Origin of the sequence: Rhodoferax sp. (genome assembly GCF_034519335.1) — a bacterium.
GTDB lineage: Bacteria > Pseudomonadota > Gammaproteobacteria > Burkholderiales > Burkholderiaceae_C > Allorhodoferax.
Genome location: NZ_JAXHOL010000034.1, coordinates 153,615 through 175,386 on the forward strand (window position 1 = coordinate 153,615; position 21,772 = coordinate 175,386).

General features: G+C 57.2%; 22 protein-coding genes and 1 tRNA gene. 1 reads left to right on the forward strand and 22 read right to left on the reverse strand.

The annotated features are described in order from the left end of the window. Positions 1 to 48 precede the first annotated feature (48 nt). Positions 49 to 1,374 (forward strand): Glu/Leu/Phe/Val dehydrogenase, encoded by a 1,326-nt coding sequence (locus U5O12_RS15115; protein ID WP_322579432.1) that lies wholly within the window; start codon positions 49 to 51, stop codon positions 1,372 to 1,374. 11 nt (positions 1,375 to 1,385) lie between these two features. Here the strand turns inward: U5O12_RS15115 and U5O12_RS15120 are convergent, their stop codons facing one another. The 22 genes from U5O12_RS15120 to pnp form a co-directional block, all read right to left on the reverse strand. Beyond that, positions 1,386 to 1,868, reverse strand: coding sequence for a DUF1178 family protein (locus tag U5O12_RS15120; protein WP_322579433.1), 483 nt, complete (start codon positions 1,866 to 1,868; stop codon positions 1,386 to 1,388). Between the two features lie 16 nt (positions 1,869 to 1,884). Beyond that, positions 1,885 to 2,481 (reverse strand): NUDIX hydrolase, encoded by a 597-nt coding sequence (locus U5O12_RS15125; protein ID WP_322579480.1) that lies wholly within the window; start codon positions 2,479 to 2,481, stop codon positions 1,885 to 1,887. An 11-nt stretch (positions 2,482 to 2,492) separates the two neighbouring features. Then, complete coding sequence (locus U5O12_RS15130) at positions 2,493 to 2,795, reverse strand: DUF2818 family protein (protein ID WP_322579434.1); 303 nt, start codon at positions 2,793 to 2,795, stop codon at positions 2,493 to 2,495. 39 nt (positions 2,796 to 2,834) lie between these two features. Then, positions 2,835 to 4,322, reverse strand: a complete 1,488-nt coding sequence (gene nuoN, locus U5O12_RS15135) for an NADH-quinone oxidoreductase subunit NuoN (RefSeq protein WP_322579435.1) — start codon at positions 4,320 to 4,322, stop codon at positions 2,835 to 2,837. 24 nt (positions 4,323 to 4,346) lie between these two features. After that, positions 4,347 to 5,822, reverse strand: a complete 1,476-nt coding sequence (locus U5O12_RS15140) for an NADH-quinone oxidoreductase subunit M (protein ID WP_322579436.1) — start codon at positions 5,820 to 5,822, stop codon at positions 4,347 to 4,349. A gap of 12 nt (positions 5,823 to 5,834) precedes the next feature. Next, on the reverse strand, positions 5,835 to 7,850 hold the full coding sequence (gene nuoL / locus U5O12_RS15145) for an NADH-quinone oxidoreductase subunit L (protein WP_322579437.1): 2,016 nt from the start codon (positions 7,848 to 7,850) through the stop codon (positions 5,835 to 5,837). A 5-nt stretch (positions 7,851 to 7,855) separates the two neighbouring features. Continuing rightward, a complete protein-coding gene (gene nuoK / locus U5O12_RS15150; RefSeq protein WP_094478035.1) occupies positions 7,856 to 8,164 on the reverse strand; it encodes an NADH-quinone oxidoreductase subunit NuoK in 309 nt (102 codons plus the stop codon). Further along, complete coding sequence (locus U5O12_RS15155; protein WP_322579438.1) at positions 8,161 to 8,802, reverse strand: NADH-quinone oxidoreductase subunit J; 642 nt, start codon at positions 8,800 to 8,802, stop codon at positions 8,161 to 8,163. Before U5O12_RS15155 ends, nuoK begins: the two co-directional genes overlap by 4 nt. Positions 8,803 to 8,827: 25 nt before the next feature. Beyond that, a complete protein-coding gene (gene nuoI / locus U5O12_RS15160; RefSeq protein WP_322579481.1) occupies positions 8,828 to 9,325 on the reverse strand; it encodes an NADH-quinone oxidoreductase subunit NuoI in 498 nt (165 codons plus the stop codon). A 35-nt stretch (positions 9,326 to 9,360) separates the two neighbouring features. Then, a complete protein-coding gene (gene nuoH / locus U5O12_RS15165) occupies positions 9,361 to 10,437 on the reverse strand; it encodes an NADH-quinone oxidoreductase subunit NuoH (protein ID WP_322579439.1) in 1,077 nt (358 codons plus the stop codon). Then, positions 10,434 to 12,572 carry an NADH-quinone oxidoreductase subunit NuoG gene (nuoG, locus tag U5O12_RS15170; RefSeq protein ID WP_322579440.1) on the reverse strand — a complete coding sequence of 713 codons (2,139 nt, stop codon included), beginning with the start codon at positions 12,570 to 12,572 and terminating at the stop codon, positions 10,434 to 10,436. The genes nuoH and nuoG overlap by 4 nt, the downstream gene beginning before the upstream one ends. A 12-nt stretch (positions 12,573 to 12,584) precedes the next feature. Continuing rightward, positions 12,585 to 13,937, reverse strand: a complete 1,353-nt coding sequence (nuoF, locus tag U5O12_RS15175) for an NADH-quinone oxidoreductase subunit NuoF (protein WP_416221501.1) — start codon at positions 13,935 to 13,937, stop codon at positions 12,585 to 12,587. After that, a complete protein-coding gene (nuoE, locus tag U5O12_RS15180) occupies positions 13,937 to 14,431 on the reverse strand; it encodes an NAD(P)H-dependent oxidoreductase subunit E (protein WP_322579442.1) in 495 nt (164 codons plus the stop codon). Before nuoE ends, nuoF begins: the two co-directional genes overlap by 1 nt. Beyond that, positions 14,428 to 15,681 (reverse strand): NADH-quinone oxidoreductase subunit D, encoded by a 1,254-nt coding sequence (locus U5O12_RS15185; RefSeq protein ID WP_322579443.1) that lies wholly within the window; start codon positions 15,679 to 15,681, stop codon positions 14,428 to 14,430. Before U5O12_RS15185 ends, nuoE begins: the two co-directional genes overlap by 4 nt. Before the next feature lie 12 nt (positions 15,682 to 15,693). Then, positions 15,694 to 16,302: an NADH-quinone oxidoreductase subunit C gene (locus U5O12_RS15190; RefSeq protein WP_322579444.1), complete on the reverse strand. Its 609-nt coding sequence runs from the start codon at positions 16,300 to 16,302 to the stop codon at positions 15,694 to 15,696. A gap of 8 nt (positions 16,303 to 16,310) precedes the next feature. Then, positions 16,311 to 16,790, reverse strand: coding sequence for an NADH-quinone oxidoreductase subunit B family protein (locus tag U5O12_RS15195; protein ID WP_322579445.1), 480 nt, complete (start codon positions 16,788 to 16,790; stop codon positions 16,311 to 16,313). Positions 16,791 to 16,794: 4 nt separating this feature from the next. Further along, positions 16,795 to 17,154: an NADH-quinone oxidoreductase subunit A gene (locus U5O12_RS15200; RefSeq protein ID WP_094478016.1), complete on the reverse strand. Its 360-nt coding sequence runs from the start codon at positions 17,152 to 17,154 to the stop codon at positions 16,795 to 16,797. A 63-nt stretch (positions 17,155 to 17,217) separates the two neighbouring features. Beyond that, positions 17,218 to 17,302: transfer RNA gene (locus tag U5O12_RS15205), tRNA-Leu, on the reverse strand. Between the two features lie 116 nt (positions 17,303 to 17,418). Further along, a complete protein-coding gene (gene secG, locus U5O12_RS15210) occupies positions 17,419 to 17,781 on the reverse strand; it encodes a preprotein translocase subunit SecG (RefSeq protein ID WP_322579446.1) in 363 nt (120 codons plus the stop codon). Positions 17,782 to 17,814: 33 nt separating this feature from the next. Then, positions 17,815 to 18,558 carry a triose-phosphate isomerase gene (gene tpiA, locus U5O12_RS15215; protein ID WP_322579447.1) on the reverse strand — a complete coding sequence of 248 codons (744 nt, stop codon included), beginning with the start codon at positions 18,556 to 18,558 and terminating at the stop codon, positions 17,815 to 17,817. Then, positions 18,555 to 19,550, reverse strand: coding sequence for an NAD(P)H-quinone oxidoreductase (locus U5O12_RS15220; protein ID WP_322579448.1), 996 nt, complete (start codon positions 19,548 to 19,550; stop codon positions 18,555 to 18,557). Before U5O12_RS15220 ends, tpiA begins: the two co-directional genes overlap by 4 nt. Positions 19,551 to 19,616: 66 nt before the next feature. Further along, on the reverse strand, positions 19,617 to 21,734 hold the full coding sequence (pnp, locus tag U5O12_RS15225; protein ID WP_322579449.1) for a polyribonucleotide nucleotidyltransferase: 2,118 nt from the start codon (positions 21,732 to 21,734) through the stop codon (positions 19,617 to 19,619). Positions 21,735 to 21,772 lie beyond the last annotated feature (38 nt).

Sequence of the window (21,772 nt, forward strand, 5' to 3'; positions counted from 1 at the left end):
CGTAGCCCGCCTACATTGCGGCCATGACGACAACCACAAGGAGCTTTCATGTCGCAACACCGCGCTAACCCAGCGTCTCCCGCACACCCCGCAGCCACCACCCATGCGCTGCCCTCTTACCTGCAGGCTGACCACCTTGGTCCCTGGGGCATCTACCTGCAACAGGTGGATCGTGTCACGCCCTACCTGGGCGATCTGGCCCGCTGGGCCGAAACACTGAAGCGCCCCAAACGCGCACTCATTGTCGATGTGCCGATCCAGCTGGACAACGGCACTGTGGCCCACTTCGAGGGTTACCGCGTGCAGCACAACACCTCGCGCGGCCCCGGCAAGGGCGGCGTGCGTTTTCACCAGGACGTGACGCTCTCCGAAGTGATGGCACTGTCGGCCTGGATGTCGATCAAGAACGCGGCGGTGAACGTGCCCTACGGCGGCGCCAAGGGCGGCATCCGTGTCGACCCCAAGACGTTGTCGCGCGGCGAGCTGGAGCGCCTGACACGCCGCTACACCAGCGAAATCGGCATCATCATCGGGCCCACCAAGGACATCCCGGCGCCGGATGTGAACACCAACGAGCAAATCATGGCTTGGATGATGGACACCTACTCCATGAACGAAGGCGCCACCGCTACTGGCGTAGTGACCGGCAAGCCGATTGACCTGGGCGGCTCGCTCGGTCGCCGCGAAGCTACGGGCCGTGGCGTGTACACGGTGGGCGTGGAAGCGGCCCAGCACATCGGTCTGGATATCTCCAAGGCGCGCGTGGCCGTGCAGGGCTTTGGCAACGTGGGCGGCATCGCGGGCAAGCTGTTTGCCCAAGCCGGTTCCCGTGTAGTGGCTGTGCAGGACCATGGTGGCACCATCTTCAAGGAGTCCGGGCTGGACGTTCCCGCCCTGCTGGCCCACGTGGCTGCCCACGGCTCAGTGGCCGGATTCACGCCAGCAGAAACGATTGCCAATGACGCCTTCTGGGACGTGGACTGCGACATCCTGATCCCCGCTGCACTGGAGCAACAGATTACCAAGGCAAATGCCGGGCGCATCAAGGCCAAGCTGGTGATTGAAGGCGCCAACGGCCCGACCACGCCCGAGGCCGATGACATCCTGCAAGAGCGCAATGTGCTGGTGCTGCCCGACGTGATTGCCAACGCCGGTGGCGTAACGGTGAGCTACTTTGAGTGGGTGCAGGATTTCTCCAGCTTCTTCTGGAGCGAAGACGAAATCAACGCCCGCCTGGTGCGCATCATGAAAGAGGCCTTTGCCGGCGTCTGGAATGTGGCCCAAGACCACAAGGTCAGCCTGCGCACCGCCACCTTCATCGTAGCCTGCAAACGCATCCTGCATGCGCGCGAATTGCGTGGCCTGTACCCCTGAAAAGGCCCGCCCTATTGAAGCGGGCCCTTGAGAGCCTCCGGCAAGAGGAGCGGCATAACTTCTATGCCCTCCTCCACCAGCTCCAGGGCCTGCTCAGGGGTAGTCTGGCCCCGGATGCTACGTACTTCAGCCTCGCCGTAATGCATCTTGCGGGCTTCTTCAGCGAACTTGCTGCCCACATCTGTGGTGTTAGCCACCACATGGCGGGCCACGGCCATCCAAGCGGCAGCCAGCGCCGTTTCTACTTCGCCGATAGGTAAGGGAGTCGCAGAGGGAATTGCTGCTGATCCCGCCTGCTCCTGTTTGGGAGCTTGGGTTTCGCGCGCTCCAGACAGGTTCAGGCGCGGTGCACTGAGCTTCTTCTCCACGGTGGGGTCCGCACAAACAGGACACTGCACCAAGCCACGCAAACACTGTGACCTGAAGTCCTCTTCCGAGGCAAACCAGCACTCAAAGAGATGGAGCTTGCTGCATTGCAGGTCCAGTACTTTCATGGTGGCAAGGCGGCTATCAGGCAGACACGGGTTTGGACCACTCCAGAGGCCAATCACCCTGCAGCACGTTTTGAACCCACAGCGCGCCGGCCAGGGTTTTTGCATCCGTTACCAAGCCTTGTCGGCACCATTGCAGAAACTCGGCAGGGGTAGCGGTGAATACATCAAGGAACTCACCCTCATCGAGCTTACGCTCTCCAAGTTGCAAATCGCGCGCAAACCAGATGTCAATAAATTCGGTGGAATAGGAAATGACAGGATGCATGACGCCCGCGCGAGCCCACGCCTTTGCGGTGTAACCGGTCTCTTCCAAAAGTTCGCGCTGAGCGCAGCGTTGCACACTTTCACCGGGATCCAACTTGCCCGCCGGAAACTCAATCATCACGCGCTCTACCGGGTAACGATACTGGCGTTCCAGCACCAGTTTGAGCTCGCCACTGCCATCGTCCAGCAGGGGGATGACCATGACTGCACCGGGGTGGACCACATACTCACGTGTTGCTGCTTTTCCATTGGGCAACAGCACCTGGTCACGGAATGCGTGGAGAAAATTCCCCTTGAGGATTTCCTCGCCAGAAACTTTGCGTTCGATCAGATGAGTAACGTCGTCCATAACAATGCGACTCACCCCGTACGCTTAAGCAGGTACCTGTAGACGAAGCCCGGGAACGCCAAGGTGACGAACAAAGCAAAGGTAATGGCGTAGAACTCCCAACCCTGCGGACTGATCTGGCCAGCACGGTGCTCGAGGCCCATGCCAATGGCGCCAGTTACCGCATACAGAAACAAGAGTTCCAGCAGGCGCCAACCCAACGACTTCTCGGCTGTGAGCCGATACAGGCCCAGAAAACGCTCAGTGAAGAACGGGAGGTTGGCGAACACCAAAGCCAACAACACGACCAAGCCAGCCGCAAATGAGTCCATCATCGTTGCTCCGATACATACTGGAGCCAGGCGCCGAAGCGCCTAGCTACCCAGCATTTGGCGCACGGAATTGGCGCACAAGGCCATCAGGCCACTGGGAAATACACCCAGCAACAACACCAGGCCTCCATTGATGCACAGCACCACACGCACATCGGCGGGCGCTGTCACAGTAGTGGCGGTGATGGGTTCATCAAAGTACATGACCTTGATAAGACGCAAGTAGTAGAAGGCGCCGATAAGCGACATGAGCACGGCGAATACAGCCAACGCCAAATAGAAACTATCCCCAGAGGCAATCAGCGCTTGCAGCACAGAGAGCTTGGCATAGAAACCCACCATGGGCGGAATGCCGGCCAAGGAGAACAGGCAAATGGCCATGATCGCGGCGTACAGCGGGCTGCGTTGGTTCAGGCCGGCAAAGTCTGCAATTTCCTCACTCTCGAAACCCTCGCGCGACAGTAGCAGGATCACACCGAAACTTGCCAAAGTGGTCAGCACATAGCTCACCACATAAAACATCGCGGAGCTGTAAGCATTGGCACCTGAGGCAGTATTGCCATTGACCACGCCAGACATCAAACCAAGGAGGACAAACCCCATTTGTGCGATCGTGGAAAACGCCAGCATGCGCTTGAGATTGGTCTGCGCAATGGCTGCCAGGTTGCCAATCAGCAGCGAGCCAATCGACAAGACCATCAGCATTTGCTGCCAGTCACCCGCCAAGGGCAGCATGCCTTCAACAAGCAAGCGCATGACGATGGCAAATGCCGCCAACTTGGGCGCGCCACCGATCATCAATGTCACTGCCGTAGGTGCGCCTTGGTAGACATCGGGAATCCACATGTGAAACGGTACCACGCCCAGCTTAAACGCCAGGCCCGCCACCAAAAACACCAAGCCAAACACCAACACCATATGGCGAATCTGGCCGGAGGCAATCGCCTTGAACACTTCGTTCACATCCAGAGAACCGGTCGCACCATAGAGCATGGACATGCCATAGAGCAAGAAACCGGAGGCCATGGCGCCAAGCACGAAGTACTTCATGGCGGCTTCGGTAGCTGCCACGTGGTCGCGGCGCAGGGCCACCAACGCATAGCTGGACAAGGTCAACAACTCCAAGCCCATGTAGATGACCAGAAAGTTATTGCCGGAGATCATGACGAACATGCCGAGCAACGCAAAAATGCTCAAGGTGAACAGTTCGCCGCCGCGCAACATGTCGCGCTGGCTGGCGTAAGCACGGCCATACACCAGCGTCACCATCACCGCCAAGGTGGCAAAACACTTGAGCCAGTTGCCCAGGGAGTCGCTGACGACCATGTTGCTGAAAGCGTATTGCGTCTGGCCTGTGGAGGCATAAGAAGCTTGCAACAAAGCCACTGCGCCTAAAGTAAGCAGCGTCAAAACGTGGGTCACACCGCGCAAGGGCGATTTCACACGCAAATCAATCAGGGCAATGACACATGCCATGACCAACAAAATGATCTCTGGCAATACCGTGATCAAACTGAGTTTGTCTATCATCGTTCGTCTCGCAATTCAGTTGGATCAGTTCAATTTGGACACAGCCACGTGCTTGAGCAACTCGGCCACGGAAACGTCCATTACATCGGTGAAGGGCTTGGGGTACAGGCCCATGTACAACACCGCCACCGCCAACAGCGCCAGCATGAAAAATTCACGGGCGTTGATATCCGAAAGACCCCTGACATCATCATTGGTTACTGGGCCAAGGTATACGCGTTTGAACATCCACAGCGTGTAGGCTGCTCCAAAGATCAGCGCACTGGAGGCGGCAAAGCCAATCCAGAAGTTGAACTTCACAGCACCCAAAATCACCATCCATTCGCCCACAAAACCAGCAGTTCCCGGTAACCCGCAATTGGCCATCGCAAACAACAGGGCAAAAGCAGCGAACTTGGGCATGGTGTTGACCACACCGCCGTAACTGGCGATTTCCCGCGAATGCACGCGGTCGTACAACACACCAATCGACAAAAACATGGCACCCGACACAAAACCGTGCGCGATCATCTGCACCAGACCACCCGATACGCCCAAGTCATTGAATATGAAGAAGCCCAAGGTCACAAACCCCATGTGCGCAACCGACGAATACGCCACGAGTTTCTTCATGTCTTGCTGCACCATGGCCACCAAGCCCACGTAGACCACTGCAATCAGGGACAGCGCCACCATGAAACCACCCCATTCGTGCGCAGCATCGGGCGCAATGGGCATTGAGAAGCGCAAGAAGCCATAAGCACCGAGTTTGAGCATGATGGCAGCAAGCACAGCGGAACCACCGGTAGGCGCTTCCACGTGCACATCGGGCAACCAAGTGTGCACAGGCCACATGGGCACCTTCACGGCAAATGCAGCAAAGAAGGCAAAGAACAACAGCGTCTGCGCCGTGCTACCCAAAGGCAGAGCGTGCCAAGTGGCCAAGTCAAAACTGCCACCCGACTTGGTGTACAAGTAAATCAGGGCCACCAGCATCAGCAGAGAGCCGAGCAAGGTGTAGAGGAAGAACTTGAACGCCGCGTAAATTTTGTTAGGACCGCCCCAGATACCAATGATCAGGTACATGGGAATCAATGTGGCTTCGAAGAACACGTAGAACAGCAGGCCGTCCAGCGCGGTGAACACACCAATCATGAGTCCGCTCAGGATTAGGAACGCGCCCATGTATTGGTTGACGCGTTGGGTAATGGCTTCCCAGCCCGCGATAACCACCACCACGGTGATGAACGCCGTGAGCGGAACGAACCAGAACGAAATGCCGTCTACGCCCAGGTGGTAATTCACATTGAAGCGACTGATCCAGCCCGCTTTCTCCACAAACTGCATGGCCGCGGTGGTCGTGTCAAACTGGTCATACAGGGGCAAAGTCAGCAGGAAGCTGATCACGGCACCGACCAAAGCAATCCAGCGAACCACCTTGGCATGTTCGTCACGACCACAAGCCAGCAACACCGCACCGAAAGCGATGGGAACCCAAATAGCGAGGCTCAACAAACCCATATTATTTTTCTCCTACTTGAGCCAAACGAAGTACGTCATCAGCACAAAGATGCCAAGGATCATGACCAAGGCATAGTGGTACAGATACCCCGACTGGCCCTTGCGAACGATGGAGGAAACCCAGCCCACCAGCTTCCAGGACCCGTTGACCAAGGTACCGTCAATCACGGCTTGGTCTCCCACCCTCCAAAGCCCCATACCCAGAGTGCGTGCGCCACGGGCCAAGATGTTCTCGTTGATCCAGTCCAAGTAGTACTTGTTTTCCAACAGGTTGAACACGGGCATGACATTGCGTTTGATGGCTGCAGGCACGGCAGGAAAGACCATGTACATCAGATATGACGTCACCACACCTGCCAACGCCAACCAGAAAGGTGCTGTAGAGAACGCATGCAAAGCCATTTGCATGGGGCCGTGGAATATGCCAGCCAGCCCGGCCATCGCTCCGTGCTTCTCCACATCTACAAAGATCACATCTTTGAAAAAGCCGCCAAACAGCATGGGCTCAATGGTCAGATAACCGATCAAGACCGATGGAATGGCCAGCAAGACCAAAGGCACGGTGACGACCCAAGGCGACTCATGCGGGTGATGATCTTCTCCGTGGTGTCCGTGGTGGTCATCGTGGTGTGCGTCTGGGTTTTGGTCAAAGCGCTCTTTGCCATGGAACACCAGGAAGTACATGCGGAACGAGTAAAACGCGGTCACAAACACACCGGCCAACACGGCAAAGCTCGCAAAACCAGCCGCAGGCAATTGGCTGAAGTGCACCGCTTCGATGATGCTGTCTTTGGAATAGAAGCCGGCAAACAAAGGGGTACCGATCAGCGCCAGCGAGCCGAGCAGAGATGTAATCCAGGTAATGGGCATGTACTTGCGCAGGCCGCCCATCCAGCGAATATCCTGGTTGTGGTGCACGCCCATGATCACTGAGCCCGCGCCGAGAAACAACAAAGCTTTGAAGAACGCATGGGTCATCAGGTGGAACACTGCCACCGAGTAGGCAGAGGCCCCCAAAGCCACAGTCATGTATCCCAGCTGAGACAACGTGGAATAGGCCACGACACGTTTGATATCGTTCTGAATAATGCCCAGAAAACCCATGAACAAAGCAGTGATGGAGCCAATAACCAAGATGAAGTTCAAGGCTGTGTCACTCATCTCGAACAAGGGCGACATGCGGGCCACCATAAAGATGCCTGCAGTCACCATCGTTGCCGCATGTATCAGAGCGGAAATGGGGGTGGGGCCTTCCATCGAATCTGGCAACCAGACATGCAATGGGAATTGGGCAGACTTGCCCATGGCACCGACAAACAGGCAGATGCATATTACAGTGACCAGCATCCACTCAGTTCCAGGAAAACCCAGTTGGGCCAACTCACCAGATTTGGCAAACACTTCGCTGTAATTCAGTGTTCCGGTATAGGCCACGATGAGGCCAATACCCAAAATAAACCCGAAGTCGCCCACGCGGTTGACCAAGAAGGCCTTCATATTGGCGAAGATGGCCGTGGGCTTGTTGAACCAGAAGCCGATTAGCAGGTAGGACACCAAACCCACCGCTTCCCAGCCGAAGAACAACTGCAACAAGTTGTTGCTCATCACCAGCATGAGCATGGAGAAGGTAAACAGGGAGATATAGGCGAAGAAGCGGTTGTAGCCTTCGTCTTCTTCCATATAGCCCACGGTGTACAGATGGACCATCAGCGATACAAAGGTCACCACACACATCATCATGGCGGTGAGACCATCTACCAGAAACCCAACTTCCATCTTGAGTCCACCCACCACCATCCAGGTGTAGAGCGTCTCATTGAAACGGGCACCATCGAGGACTACGGATTTGAGCGTGTCGGCGGAGAGAATGAAGGCGATCAGCACGCCGAGAATCGTCAGCGTATGGCTCACCTTGCGGCCGATCCAATTACCACCGAAGCGGGTACCAAAGATACCGGCCAGCGCGGCTCCCACCAGGGGGGCCAGCGGCACGGCCAGCAGGGTCGATGCGGAAAGGGTTTGGCTCATTGTGTTTAACCTTTGAGCGAATTGAGTTCGTCCACGCTGATGCTGTTCTTATTGCGGAACAGGAGCACCAGAATGGCCAAGCCGATGGCAGCTTCTGCGGCAGCCACGGTCATGATGAAGAGCACGAAAATCTGGCCATGCAGATCATTGAGGTAGTGGGAGAAAGCCACAAAATTAGTGTTCACAGCCAGCAGCATGAGCTCGATAGCCATGAGCAGCACAATCAGGTTGCGGCGGTTCAAGAAGATACCGACCACCGACAGGGCGAACAACATGGCGCCCAGAGACAGAAAATGGCCCAAAGTCAAAGTCATTGTTTTTTCTCCGCGTCTGCTTCTGCAGTAACTACCGGGGATGCCTGCGTGGCGGCCATTTTCACCACGGTCATACGATCACGCGACTTCACGCGCACCTGGTCGCCAGGACTTACGTATTTGCTGTCCTTACGTGCTCGTAAAGTCAGCGCAATGGCTGCAATCATGGCAACCAACAAAATGGCCGCGGCAACCTCCAAGGGAACCAAGTATTGGGTGAAGAGCAACACACCAATCTCTTTGGTATTGGAAGAACCGGCGACTACAACAGTCGAGGAAGGATCTTCCGCAATACGAAAGCCCCCCATCAAGACAGCAGCCATTTCAAGCGCTATGACCACTCCGACCAATGCCGCCAATGGAAAGTGCTTCCAAAAACCCAAGCGCAAGTTCTCCACATTGACGTCCATCATCATCACGACGAACAAAAACAGCACCATGACCGCACCGACGTACACCAGCACAAGCGCGATGGACAAAAATTCGGCTTTTAACAGCATCCAAATCAGCGCTGCCTGAAAGAAGGTCAGCACCAAGTACAAGGCTGCATGCACCGGGTTGCGTGCCGTGATAACCCGGAATGCTGCAAACAACAGCACTGCGGAGAAGGCATAAAAAAGACCAGTCGTAACACTCATGATTCAAACACTTTCTTGCGACAGATCAGCGGTACTTGGCATCGGCCTGCTTGGCCGCAGCAATTTCCGGCTCGTAGCGATCGCCCACAGCCAGCAGCATCTCTTTGGTGAAATACAGGTCGCCCCGCTTCTCGCCGTGGTATTCCAGAATGTGGGTTTCCACGATTGAATCCACCGGGCAACTTTCCTCACAGAAGCCGCAAAAAATGCACTTGGTCAAATCGATGTCGTAACGGGTAGTACGACGCGAACCGTCGTCACGCACATCGGATTCGATGGTGATGGCCATGGCTGGACAAACTGCCTCACACAGTTTGCAGGCGATGCATCTTTCTTCACCGTTTTCGTAGCGCCGCAGGGCGTGCAGACCGCGGAACCGTGGCGACAGCGGCGTTTTTTCTTCAGGGAACTGCACGGTCACCTTACGGCGAAACAGGTAGCGACCCGTCAGGGCCATGCCCTTGAACAGCTCCACAAGCAGAAAGCTGTAGAGAAAATCCTTGAGGGAAAAAGCGGAAGGCATACGGACGACAGAATTGGAAGACATGGGCAGCTTTTTCACTTCCAGATGTTGAAGGGCGTTTGCATCCAGCCGCCAATGACCAAGAGCCATACCAGGGTAACTGGGATAAACACCTTCCAGCCCAAACGCATGATCTGGTCATAACGAAAACGTGGGAAAGTAGCGCGCACCCAAATAAACAGGCTCACGACAACACATGTTTTGATACCTAGCCAAATCCAGCCGGGAATGAAGTCAAGCGCCGCAACAGGTGACAACCATCCACCCAAAAACATGAGGGACGCCAAAATGGAGATGAGCCACATGTTGGCGTACTCGGCCAGATAGAACATGGCATAGGACATGCCGGAGTACTCCACCATGTGACCTGCGACGATCTCGGCCTCTCCTTCGACCACGTCAAATGGATGACGATTTGTCTCGGCCAAACCGGAGATGATGTAGACAACAAAAATGGGAAGTAGAGGCAGCCAGTTCCAGGAGAGAAAACCTAGACCCATGGCCGCAAAGTTGCCTTTGCCCTGCCCCATCACGATCTCCGTCAAGTTCATGCTGCCTGAAATCATGAGCACAATCACAAGGCAGAACCCCATGGCGATTTCATAACTGACCATTTGCGCTGAGGCACGCAGGGCGCCAAGGAAGGCGTATTTGGAGTTGGAGGCCCAACCAGCAATCACCACACCATAGACTTCCATGGAGGTGATAGCCATCACAAACAGCAGGCCGGCGTTGATGTTCGCCAATGCAACGTCAGGGCCAAAAGGGATGACGGCCCAAGCAGCCATGGCGGGCATGATGGTCAGGATGGGGCCGATGAAGAACAAGCCCTTGCTAGCTTGTGTTGGTACCAAAATTTCTTTGGTCAACAACTTCAAGGCATCGGCAATGGGCTGCAACAAACCCAGAGGTCCCACACGGTTGGGCCCCACCCGCACCTGCATCCAGCCCAGGAACTTACGTTCCCACAGTGTCAGGTAGGCGACGGCGCCCATCAGGGGCAAAACCACCACGACGATCTTCAGCAATGTCCAGACCACTGGCCAAAGAACACTAGCCCACCAAGTGGCCGGAAACAATCCCAAACCGGCGTTGTAAATGGCGTCAATCATGACAAAGCCTCTTCTTGCGCTGGCTGAGCCCGCCGCGCATCGGCGGTCAACTGCAGCGATGTGGCACGGCGCACCAGGCCATCCAGTTGGTAAATCGATGCGACCACCGGAGCGACCTCTGCGGCACGCGTGTCGATCGCAGCATCGCTGGCATTACTCAGGCGTAAGGCCGGCACAAATACGTTGTCGCCCTGCGCTTCCAGCGCGATGGCCTTGAGCACGTCTTGCGAGGCTTCGTAGTCAACTCCGGGCACACCCATTAAATTGGCCAGTACGCGCAGCACCTTCCAAGCCGGACGTGCTTCGCCCGCAGGCTTAACCACTGCGTGGAAGCTCTGCACACGCCCTTCAGCGTTCACAAAACTACCGGAGGTCTCGGTGAAGGGAGCAATCGGCAAAATCACATCGCTGATGTCGAGATTCGCCTTGAAGGGGCTCAGCGTGACGACCATTTCTGCCTTGCCCAGACCCAGCGCCGCGTCGCGGCCCAAGGCGCTGTCGAATTCCGGTTCGGTATTGAGCAGCAGCGCAGCCTTCAGACCGCCGGACAGCATTTGCGCTGCATTCAATCCCGCGCCCTGAGGTACGGCACCGACCAGTTGGGCGCCCACGGTGTTGGCGGCTTCGGTGAGGAAACCCACTGTGGCGCCGGTTTGTGCGCCAATCCAGTTGGCGAGTGCCAGCAGGCTGGACGCCTTCGCATGGTGTGCGGCGGCATTGCCCAGCAACACGGCCTTGCGTTCGCCCGACAAAAGAGAGCGCGCAATCGACTGGGCTACGGGAGTGACCGTGCCATTTGCAGGCGCGGACAGAGATTTTTCGGCTGCAATGGCTGCTGCAATATCAGCCAGAGCCTGTACCCACGATGTCGCTGGCGCCAACGCAGTGTGCGCAACGGGCATTGCCCAGTCGGGAGATTCAGACAGCACGGCACTGACCACACAGCCCAGTTTGGTAGCTTGGCGAATACGCTGGGCAAAAAGAGGGTGGTCCTTGCGCAGATTGGAGCCGATCACTAACACCCGTTGCAGTTGCGACAGGGATGCGATGGAGGTACCCAGATAACGCACACCGGCTGCGGGCACAAACTCGCTGTTACGCAGGCGGTAGTCGATGTTGTCGCTGCCCAGGCCGCGCACCAGCGCGCCAGCCAGTTGCAACTCCTCCAGCGTGCTGTGCGGGCTGACCAAGGCGCCAATGCTGGCGGCGCCGTGGTTGGCCTTGATCTGTTTCAGGCCATTGGCCACATATTCCAGTGCCGTTTGCCAGTCCACACTCTTCCATTCGCCGCCTTGCTTGAGCATGGGGGACGTGAGGCGATCATCGCTGTTCAAGGCTTCGTAGGAAAAACGGTCACGGTCGGCAATCCAGCATTCGTTGACGGCGTCGTTTTCCAATGGGACCACGCGCAAGACCTTGTGGTTCTTCACCTGAACAATCAAGTTAGCACCAGCAGAGTCATGCGGGCTGACCGACTTGCGACGCGACAGTTCCCACGTACGGGCGCTGTAGCGAAAGGGCTTGCTGGTCAAGGCACCAACAGGGCAGATGTCGATCATGTTGCCCGAGAGTTCCGAGTCCACCGAGTCGCCGATGAAGGTTTCGATCTCGGCATGTTCGCCACGGTGGGACATGCCCAACTCCATGACGCCGGCTACTTCTTGACCGAAACGCACACAGCGCGTGCAGTGGATGCAACGGCTCATTTCCTGCATGGAAATCAACGGGCCGACATCCTTGACCTGCACCACGCGCTTTTCTTCTTCGTAACGCGACGACGATCCACCGTAGCCGACCGCCAAATCCTGCAACTGGCACTCACCACCCTGATCGCAAATCGGGCAATCCAAGGGGTGGTTGATCAACAGAAACTCCATGACCGACTTCTGGGCTTTGATGGCCTTGTCGCTCTTGGTGCGCACAATCATGCCCTGCGTCACGGGTGTAGCGCAGGCCGGCATGGGCTTGGGCATCTTCTCCACATCCACCAAGCACATGCGGCAGTTGGCTGCAATACTAAGTTTTTTGTGGTAACAGAAGTGGGGAATATAGGTGCCAGCCTTGTCTGCGGCATGCATGATCATGCTGCCTTCAACAATGTCCACCTTCTTGCCGTCGAGTTCGATTTCAATCATGTTGTAGTCCACTCAGACCTGAGCCGCGACCATGCTGGTCTTGTGCTCTATGAGGTACTCAAATTCGTGCCGATAGTGCTTGATCATGGCGCGAACTGGCATCGCGGCCGCATCGCCCAAGGCGCAAATGGTACGGCCCATGATGTTCTCGGCCACGTTGTCCAAGAGCGCCATATCGCTGGGGCGACCCTGGCCATCCACAATGCGATCAACCATACGCGAAAGCCAGCCCGTACCTTCACGGCAAGGGGTGCACTGGCCACAGGACTCGTGCATGTAGAAATACGACAGTCGCTGCAGCGCTTTGACCATGCAACGCGTTTCATCCATAACGATGACCGCACCCGAACCCAGCATGGAACCGGCCTTGGCGATGGAGTCATAGTCCATGGTGCATTCCATCATGATGGAAGCAGGCAGCACGGGAGAAGATGATCCACCGGGGATCACGGCCTTGAGGGCCTTGCCACCGCGCACACCACCGGCCAATTCCAGCAACTTGGCGAACGGCGTTCCCATGGGAATTTCGTAATTGCCTGGGCGTTCTACATCACCGCTGATGGAGTAGATCTTGGTGCCGCCGTTGTTGGGCTTGCCACATTCGAGGTAGGCCTGACCACCATTGCGGATGATCCAGGGCACCGCCGCAAATGTTTCGGTGTTGTTGATGGTGGTGGGCTTGCCGTACAGGCCAAAGCTGGCCGGGAACGGCGGCTTGAAGCGGGGTTGGCCCTTTTTGCCTTCCAGCGATTCGAGCAGCGCGGTTTCCTCGCCGCAGATGTAGGCGCCAAAGCCGTGAGCTGCATGCAGCTGGAAGCTGAAGTTGCTGCCCATGATGTTGTTGCCCAGCAGGCCGGCGGCACGCGCCTCCTCCAAAGCCTCTTCAAAGCGCTCATAGGCAGAGAAGATTTCACCGTGGATGTAGTTGTAGCCCACGCTGATGCCCATGGCGTAGGCCGCGATAGCCATGCCTTCGATCACGATGTGCGGGTTGAACTGCAGGATGTCGCGGTCTTTGCAGGTACCGGGCTCGCCTTCGTCCGAGTTGCAGACCAGGTATTTCTGGCCTGGGAAGGAGCGGGGCATGAAGCTCCACTTCAAGCCCGTGGGGAAGCCGGCGCCGCCGCGTCCGCGCAAGGCAGACTCTTTGACAGTGGCAATCACCTGGTCTTGCGTCAGACCTTCACCGCCATCCTTGCCCAGGATTTTGCGCAGCGCTTGATAACCACCGCGCGCTTCGTAGTCCTTCAGGCTCCAGTTGGAACCATTCAGGCCGGCGTAGATTTGCGGATTGATGTGGCGGTCATGGAAACAGGTCTGAACGCCTGTGGCCTTGAATTGATCGAGGATCTTGTCGACACTCATCACTTGCCTCCTTCGGCGCGCAGCGCATCCACCAGCTGGTCCAGCTTGTCGTCGCTCATGAAGCTGCACATGTGGCGGTCATTGACCAGCATCACCGGCGAATCAGCACAGGCGCCGAGGCATTCGCTTTGTTGCAGGGTAAACATGCCGTCGGCAGTGGTCTCACCCATGTGAACACCCAACTTCTTTTCCAGATGGTGCAGTGCGTGCTGACCATTGCGCAGTTGGCACGGCAGGTTGGTGCAAACATTCAGCTTGAACTTGCCAACCGGCTTCTGGTTGTACATGTTGTAGAAGGTCGTGACTTCATGCACTGCCATGGGAGCCATATGCAGGTAGTCGGCGATCACCTTCTCGCTGTCAGTGCTGACATGGCCCAGCTCCTGCTGGACGATAGACAGGCAGGCCATCACCGCAGACTGGCGGCCCGTGTCGTTATCAGGGTACTTGGCGACTTCCTTGGCGAAGCGTGCCTTGGTGGCATCAGAGATCATCGGTCAATCTCTCCAAAAACAATATCCATGGTGCCAATAATGGACACCGCGTCGGCAATCATGTGCCCGGTGGCCATCTCATTCAGACCCGCCAAGTGGGCAAAGCCTGGTGGACGAATCTTGAGCCGGTAAGGTTTGTTGGCACCATCACTAACGATGTAGATACCAAACTCGCCTTTGGGGTGCTCCACAGCAGCATAGGCTTCCCCTTCGGGTACACGAAAACCTTCTGTGAACAGCTTGAAGTGGTGAATCAACTCTTCCATGCTGGTCTTCATGGATTCGCGCGAAGGAGGGGCCACCTTGTGGTTGTCCGTGATCACCGGACCGGGGTTGGCCTTGAGCCAGTCCACACACTGCTTGATGATGCGGTTGGACTGCTTCATCTCTTCCATGCGAACGAGATAGCGGTCGTAAACATCGCCGGTCTTGCCCACGGGGATATCGAAGTCCAACTTGTCGTAGGCGTCGTAAGGCTGCTTCTTGCGCAGATCCCAGGCAATGCCGGATCCACGCAACATGGGACCCGTAAAGCCCATATTCAGCGCGCGCTCAGGGCTGACAATACCGATGTTCACCGTACGCTGCTTCCAGATGCGGTTCTCAGTCAGCAGCGTGTGGTATTCCTCCAAGCACGCGGGGAAACGCTGCGTAAAGTCTTCAATGAAATCCAGCAAGGAGCCTTTGCGGTTTCTGTTGAGCTCTTCAATGCCCTTGGCATTGCGCACTTTGCTGGCCTTGAACTGGGGCATGGTGTCCGGCAGATCACGATAGACACCGCCAGGACGGAAGTAGGCCGCATGCATGCGCGCACCGCTGGCCGCTTCGTACATGTCGAACAGATCTTCGCGCTCACGGAAGGTGTAAATCAGGATCGTCGAGCTGCCGCAATCGTTGCCGTGTGACCCCAGCCACATCAGGTGATTTAGTAAACGCGTGATTTCCGAGAACATGACACGGATGTACTGCGCACGCACCGGCACTTCAATACCCAGCAATTTCTCGATAGCCAAGCAATAGGCGTGCTCGTTGCACATCATGGACACATAGTCCAATCGGTCCATATAGGGCAGCGACTGGATATACGTCTTGCTCTCCGCCAGCTTTTCGGTAGCACGGTGCAGCAACCCAATATGGGGATCAGCGCGCTGGATAACTTCGCCGTCGAGCTCCAGCACCAAGCGCAACACGCCGTGCGCTGCCGGGTGCTGGGGACCAAAGTTCAGGGTGTAATTTTTGATTTCAGCCATGCATTCAACTGCTTACTGCAGGCCTCCGTAATTCTCTTCGCGGATGATGCGTGGAGTGATCTCGCGGGTTTCGATGGTGACGGGCTGGTAGACCACCCGCCCCTGCTCCGCGTCAAAGCGCATCTCCACATGACCGGTGGTCGGAAAGTCTTTGCGGAAGGGATGGCCGATAAAGCCGTAATCGGTCAGGATGCGACGCAGATCATTGTGACCTTCAAACACGATTCCGAACAAGTCGAAGGCTTCGCGTTCGAACCAGTTGGCAGAATTCCATATCTCCGTGACCGACGCCAGGGATGGCATATCGTCATCCGAAGCAAACACCTTCAAACGCAAACGCTGATTCAGACTTACCGATAACAGCTGCATGACCACAGCAAAACGCGGGCCTTCGTAAGCGCCCGCTTTGTACTCGGAGTAATCCACACCACAGAGATCCAGCAACTGCTCAAACTGGCAACCAGGTGTATCGCGCAAGGCTTTGGCAACCACCAGCAGATCAGCAGGAGACACCAACAACTCGACTTCACCCAAAGCCACTGTCAAACGCTTGACCTTGTCGCCGAGCGCGCGCTGCACAGCCTCCAGCGTTGCTTCAGGCCGAATGGAATAAACAGTCATAAAAATCCTCAGGCCCGGGCAATGGTTTCAGTGCGGCGAATTTTTTGCTGCAACTGCAAAATGCCGTACACCAAAGCTTCGGCAGTAGGAGGACAGCCAGGCACATACACATCCACAGGCACGATACGGTCACAGCCGCGCACCACTGAATAGCTGTAGTGGTAGTAACCACCGCCGTTGGCACAAGACCCCATGCTGATCACCCAGCGCGGCTCGGACATCTGGTCGTAGACCTTGCGCAAGGCAGGCGCCATTTTGTTGCACAGCGTACCGGCCACGATCATCAAGTCTGACTGACGGGGGCTGGCGCGAAACACTTCGGAGCCGAAGCGCGAAATATCGTAACGCGCTGCCGCCGCATGCATCATTTCGACCGCGCAGCACGCCAGACCAAAGGTCATGGGCCAGATCGAACCTGTTTTGGCCCAGTTCATCACCGAGTCGTAACTCGTGGTGACAAAGCCTTCTTTGAGTACACCTTCAATCATTGGATCACTCCCAGTCCAGTGCGCCTTTTTTCCACATGTAGACAAAGCCAATGGTGAGAACCACCACAAACTCTGCACCGATGAGGAAACCCAGCATTCCGGTTTCTTTCAAGGACACGGCCCACGGAAACAGAAAGGCTGTTTCAAGGTCGAACAAAATGAAGAGGATGGCTACCAGGTAGTAGCGCACATCGAACTTCATGCGCGCGTCTTCGAAAGCTTCGAAGCCGCATTCGTACGGGGAGTTTTTGGCGGGATCGGGGCGATTGGGCCCCAAGATGTAGCCGAGCACCTGCGGGACGACGCCCACACCGATACCGACCAAGATGAACAAAAGTACGGGGAGATATTGATCGAGGTTCATCTTGAGATTCTGATCACCGTTACAGCCCAGCCAAGCAGGCTCTTGACTGAACGGATATTGTTCTGGTGCCGTCGGCGAGACTCGAACTCGCACAGCTTTCGCCACTACCCCCTCAAGATAGCGTGTCTACCAATTTCACCACGACGGCGGCTCTCAACTGGCGAATTTGCGTGAGGAGCCTTGCGGCATTTGCTTATTCACCAGCCCTAGAGTTTACCCTGAATTTACCCTGCCATTAACAGGGTGAAGGCATTTAAAAACCGCTTACTTAGCCGGAATTTGCGCGGCACCAGTCGCTGGCGCAGCAGGAGCCGACTCAGAGGCTGCAGGCGCAGCAGCGGGAGCCACGACAGCCGCACCTTCGAGCACCGAACCGGAGCTTGCAGGACGCAGATTGCCAAAGTACGCCAGGGCCAGTGTGCAAACAAAAAACACCGTAGCCAAAATGGCCGTGGTGCGCGACAGGAAGTTGGCACTGCCACTGGCGCCAAACAGACTGCCTGAACCACCGCTGCCAAAGGCGGCGCCCATGTCGGCACCCTTGCCGTGTTGTACCAGGATCAGGCCGATCATGGCCAGGGCCGACAACATTTGGACAGTCAGGATGATGGTGACGATAACGCTCATGTAGTACTCCTCAATTTGAAAAACTGCGCAGCCTCAGGCGGCTGCGGCGATGATGGACAGGAAATCAGTGGCCTTCAGCGAAGCACCGCCCACCAGACCACCATCAATATCTGCTTGGCCCAACAATTGGGCGGCATTGGCAGCATTCATGCTGCCACCATAAAGTATTTGCACTCGACCCGAATGCTCGGTGGCCGCGTGCAATTGGGCACGCAGAACCGCATGCACTTGCTGAGCCTGCTCGGGACTGGCGGTCTTGCCAGTACCAATCGCCCACACAGGCTCGTACGCCACCACAATCTCGCTGATGCAATGACCGTTGGTGTGGATGACGGCCGCCAACTGGCGCTTCACCACCTCTTCGGTCAAGCCGGCTTCGCGCTCTTGCAGGGTCTCACCCACGCACACGATGGGCGTGATTCCGGCTGCCAGCGCCTTCTGGGCCTTGCTCGCTACCACCGCGTCCGTTTCGCCGTGGTACTGGCGACGCTCGGAATGGCCAACGATGGCATAACGCACCGACAAGTCGCGCAGCATGCCCGCAGACACTTCACCGGTATACGCACCGGCTTCGTGTGCAGACACATCTTGCGCGCCTACGGCAATGGCAGAACCCTTTACCAAGGCACCCACCTCAGCCAAATACGGTGCAGGCACACACACGGCGATGTCGCAGGCAGCCGCACCTACGCCAGCCAGCAGTTGCTGCACCAGCGCGGCATTGGCTGCCGTGGAGCCGTTCATCTTCCAGTTGCCCGCAATCAATTTCTTTTTCATGCTGCATCCCACTTCAAAACAATTTTGCCAACGTGCTGGTTGGACTCCATCAGCGCATGGGCTTTCGCAGCATCTGCTGGTGCAAACACACTGTGAATCACCGCCTTGATGCGTCTGGCTTCCAGCAAGGGCCAGACCACGCGCCGACAAGCAGCAGCGATCGCCGCCTTGAAGGCCTCCGGCCGCGCGCGCAAGGTCGAACCCGTGATCGTCAGCCGCTTGCGCAGCACCAATCCAGCATTGATTTCACTTTGCACACCGCCCTGCACGGCAATGATGACCAAGCGGCCATCGTCTGCCAGGCACTGCACTTCCTTGGCCACATACGCGCCCGCCACCATGTCCAGAACCACATCCACGCCACGCCCCTGCGTCAGGCGCAAGGCCTCTGCCTGAAAGTCGTGTGTCTTGTAGTTGATGGCGTAGTCGGCGCCCAGCGCCAGGCAAGCCGCACATTTTTCATCGCTGCCCGCCGTGGCAATCACCGTGGCACCCAGGGCCTTCGCCAGCTGAATGGCCATGACACCAATGCCGCTGCTACCGCCTTGCACCAGCAAGGTTTCCCCGGCTTGCAGGCGCCCACGGTCGACCACATTGCTCCATACGGTAAACAGTGTCTCGGGCAGACTGGCAGCCTCGACATCACTCCAGCCTGCCGGCACCGGCAGACACTGGCCCACGGGTGCGACACAGAGCTCGGCATAACCACCACCAGCGACCAAGGCGCAGATACGGTCACCCAGCTGAAAGCCGGCCGCTTTCATTGCCTCGGCGTCGCCCGACACAATGGTGCCCGCCACTTCCAGCCCCGGAAGGTCAGAAGCGCCTGCAGGCGCCGGGTAATGTCCGGCACGCTGCAATACGTCAGGTCGGTTGATACCGCTGGCGGTCACGCGAATGCACACCTCTCCCACGCCTGCCACAGGCGCGGGACGGTCCACCAAACGCAACACGTCGGGCAGACCGAAGGACGAAATTTCGACAGCTTTCATAGCCAAATCAACCGATAGCCCTTGCGCCGACTGCGCGAGCAGCTACCGATTTAATAGCACGCTGAATTAACCTTGCTCGCCGTTGTGGGCGGGACGGTCCAGCAGCGCCTTCATGGACAGCTTGATGCGGCCCTTTTCGTCGGTTTCCATGACCTTGACCTTGACGATTTGGCCTTCAGACAGGTAGTCCGTGACCTTCTCGACGCGCTCATGGGCAATTTGGCTGATGTGCAGCAGACCGTCCTTGCCGGGCAGCAGGTTGACCAGGGCACCGAAGTCCAGAATCTTGGTGATCGGGCCTTCGTAGACCTTGCCAATTTCGACTTCAGCCGTGATCTGCTCAATGCGCTTCTTGGCTTCATCGGCCATGGCACCGTCGGTCGCGGCGATGGTGATGGTGCCGTCCTCCTCGATGTTGATCTGGCAACCGGTTTCCTCGGTCAGCGCACGGATCACGGCGCCGCCCTTGCCGATCACGTCACGGATCTTCTCGGGGTTGATCTTCATGGTGTAGAGCTTGGGTGCAAAGCTGGACACTTCGGTCTTAGCTTCACCCATGGCCTTTTGCATTTCACCCAGGATGTGCATGCGGGCTTCTTTGGCTTGGGCCAAGGCGACTTGCATGATTTCCTTGGTGATGCCCTGGATCTTGATGTCCATCTGCAGCGCGGTAATACCGTTGGTGGTACCAGCGACCTTGAAGTCCATGTCACCCAGGTGGTCTTCGTCACCCAAAATGTCGGTCAACACGGCAAAGCGGTTGTCTTCCTTGATCAGGCCCATGGCGATACCGGCCACATGCGCCTTCAAAGGCACGCCAGCGTCCATCAGCGACAGACAGCCGCCGCAGACAGAGGCCATTGAGGACGAACCGTTGGATTCGGTGATTTCCGACACCACGCGCATGGTGTAGGGGAACTCTTCCTTGGTCGGCAACACGGCAACGAGTGCGCGCTTGGCCAGACGGCCGTGGCCGATTTCGCGGCGCTTGGGCGTACCCACGCGACCGGTTTCGCCGGTGGCGAAGGGAGGCATGTTGTAGTGCAGCATGAAGCGGTCTTCGAAGTCGCCGCTCAAAGCGTCAATGCGCTGGGCATCGCGCTCCGTGCCCAGGGTGGCGATCACCAACGCCTGGGTTTCGCCACGCGTGAACAGGGCAGAACCGTGGGTGCGGGGCAACACGCCATTGCGGATTTCGATGGCGCGCACGGTGCGGGTGTCACGGCCGTCGATACGGGGTTCGCCAGCCAGGATTTGGCCACGCACGATCTTGGCTTCGATCTCAAACAGCAGGCCTTCCACGGCCACGCTGTCGAACGCAGCGCCATCGGCCTTCAGGCCGGCCATGACTTCAGCGTAGGCTGCGCGGCAGGCTTGGGTACGGGCCTGCTTATTACGGATTTGGTAGGCAGCGACCAGCTTATCCTTGGCCAATGCGCCCACCTTGGCGACCAAGCTTTCGTCCTTGGCTGCGGGCTTCCAGTCCCACACAGGCTTGCCGGCTTCGCGCACCAACTCGTGGATGGCGTTGATAGCAATAGCACCTTGTGTGTGGCCGTAAACGATACCACCCAGCATAATTTCTTCGGACAACTGCTGGGCTTCCGATTCCACCATCAGCACGGCAGATTCAGTACCAGCAACCACCAGATCCATGATGGAATCTTTGCGGGCAGTCTGGCCAGGGTTCAACACGTATTCGCCGTTGACGTAACCCACGCGGGCAGCGCCGATGGGGCCATTGAACGGCACACCGGAGACGGACAGTGCAGCCGACACAGCGATCATCGCGGCGATGTCGGCGTCGACTTCAGGGTTCAAAGACACGGTGTGGATGACCACGTGCACTTCGTTGAAGAAACCTTCGGGGAACAGCGGGCGGATCGGACGGTCGATCAGGCGGCTGGTCAGCGTTTCAAATTCGCTGGGGCGGCCTTCACGCTTGAAGAACGAGCCGGGGATCTTGCCGGCGGCGTAAGACTTTTCGAGGTAGTCCACGGTCAGGGGGAAGAAGTCCTGGCCGGGTTTGCCTTCAGTCTTGGCAACCACAGTGGCCAGCACCACGGTGCCGTCCATGTCCAGCAGCACAGCGCCGGTGGACTGGCGTGCGATTTCGCCGGTTTCCATGGTGACCGTGTGTTGGCCCCATTGGAAGGTCTTCGTAACTTTGTTGAAAATGCTCATGGTTATCTCCTGTGAGTTTCAGTTTTGTGCGGGGAATG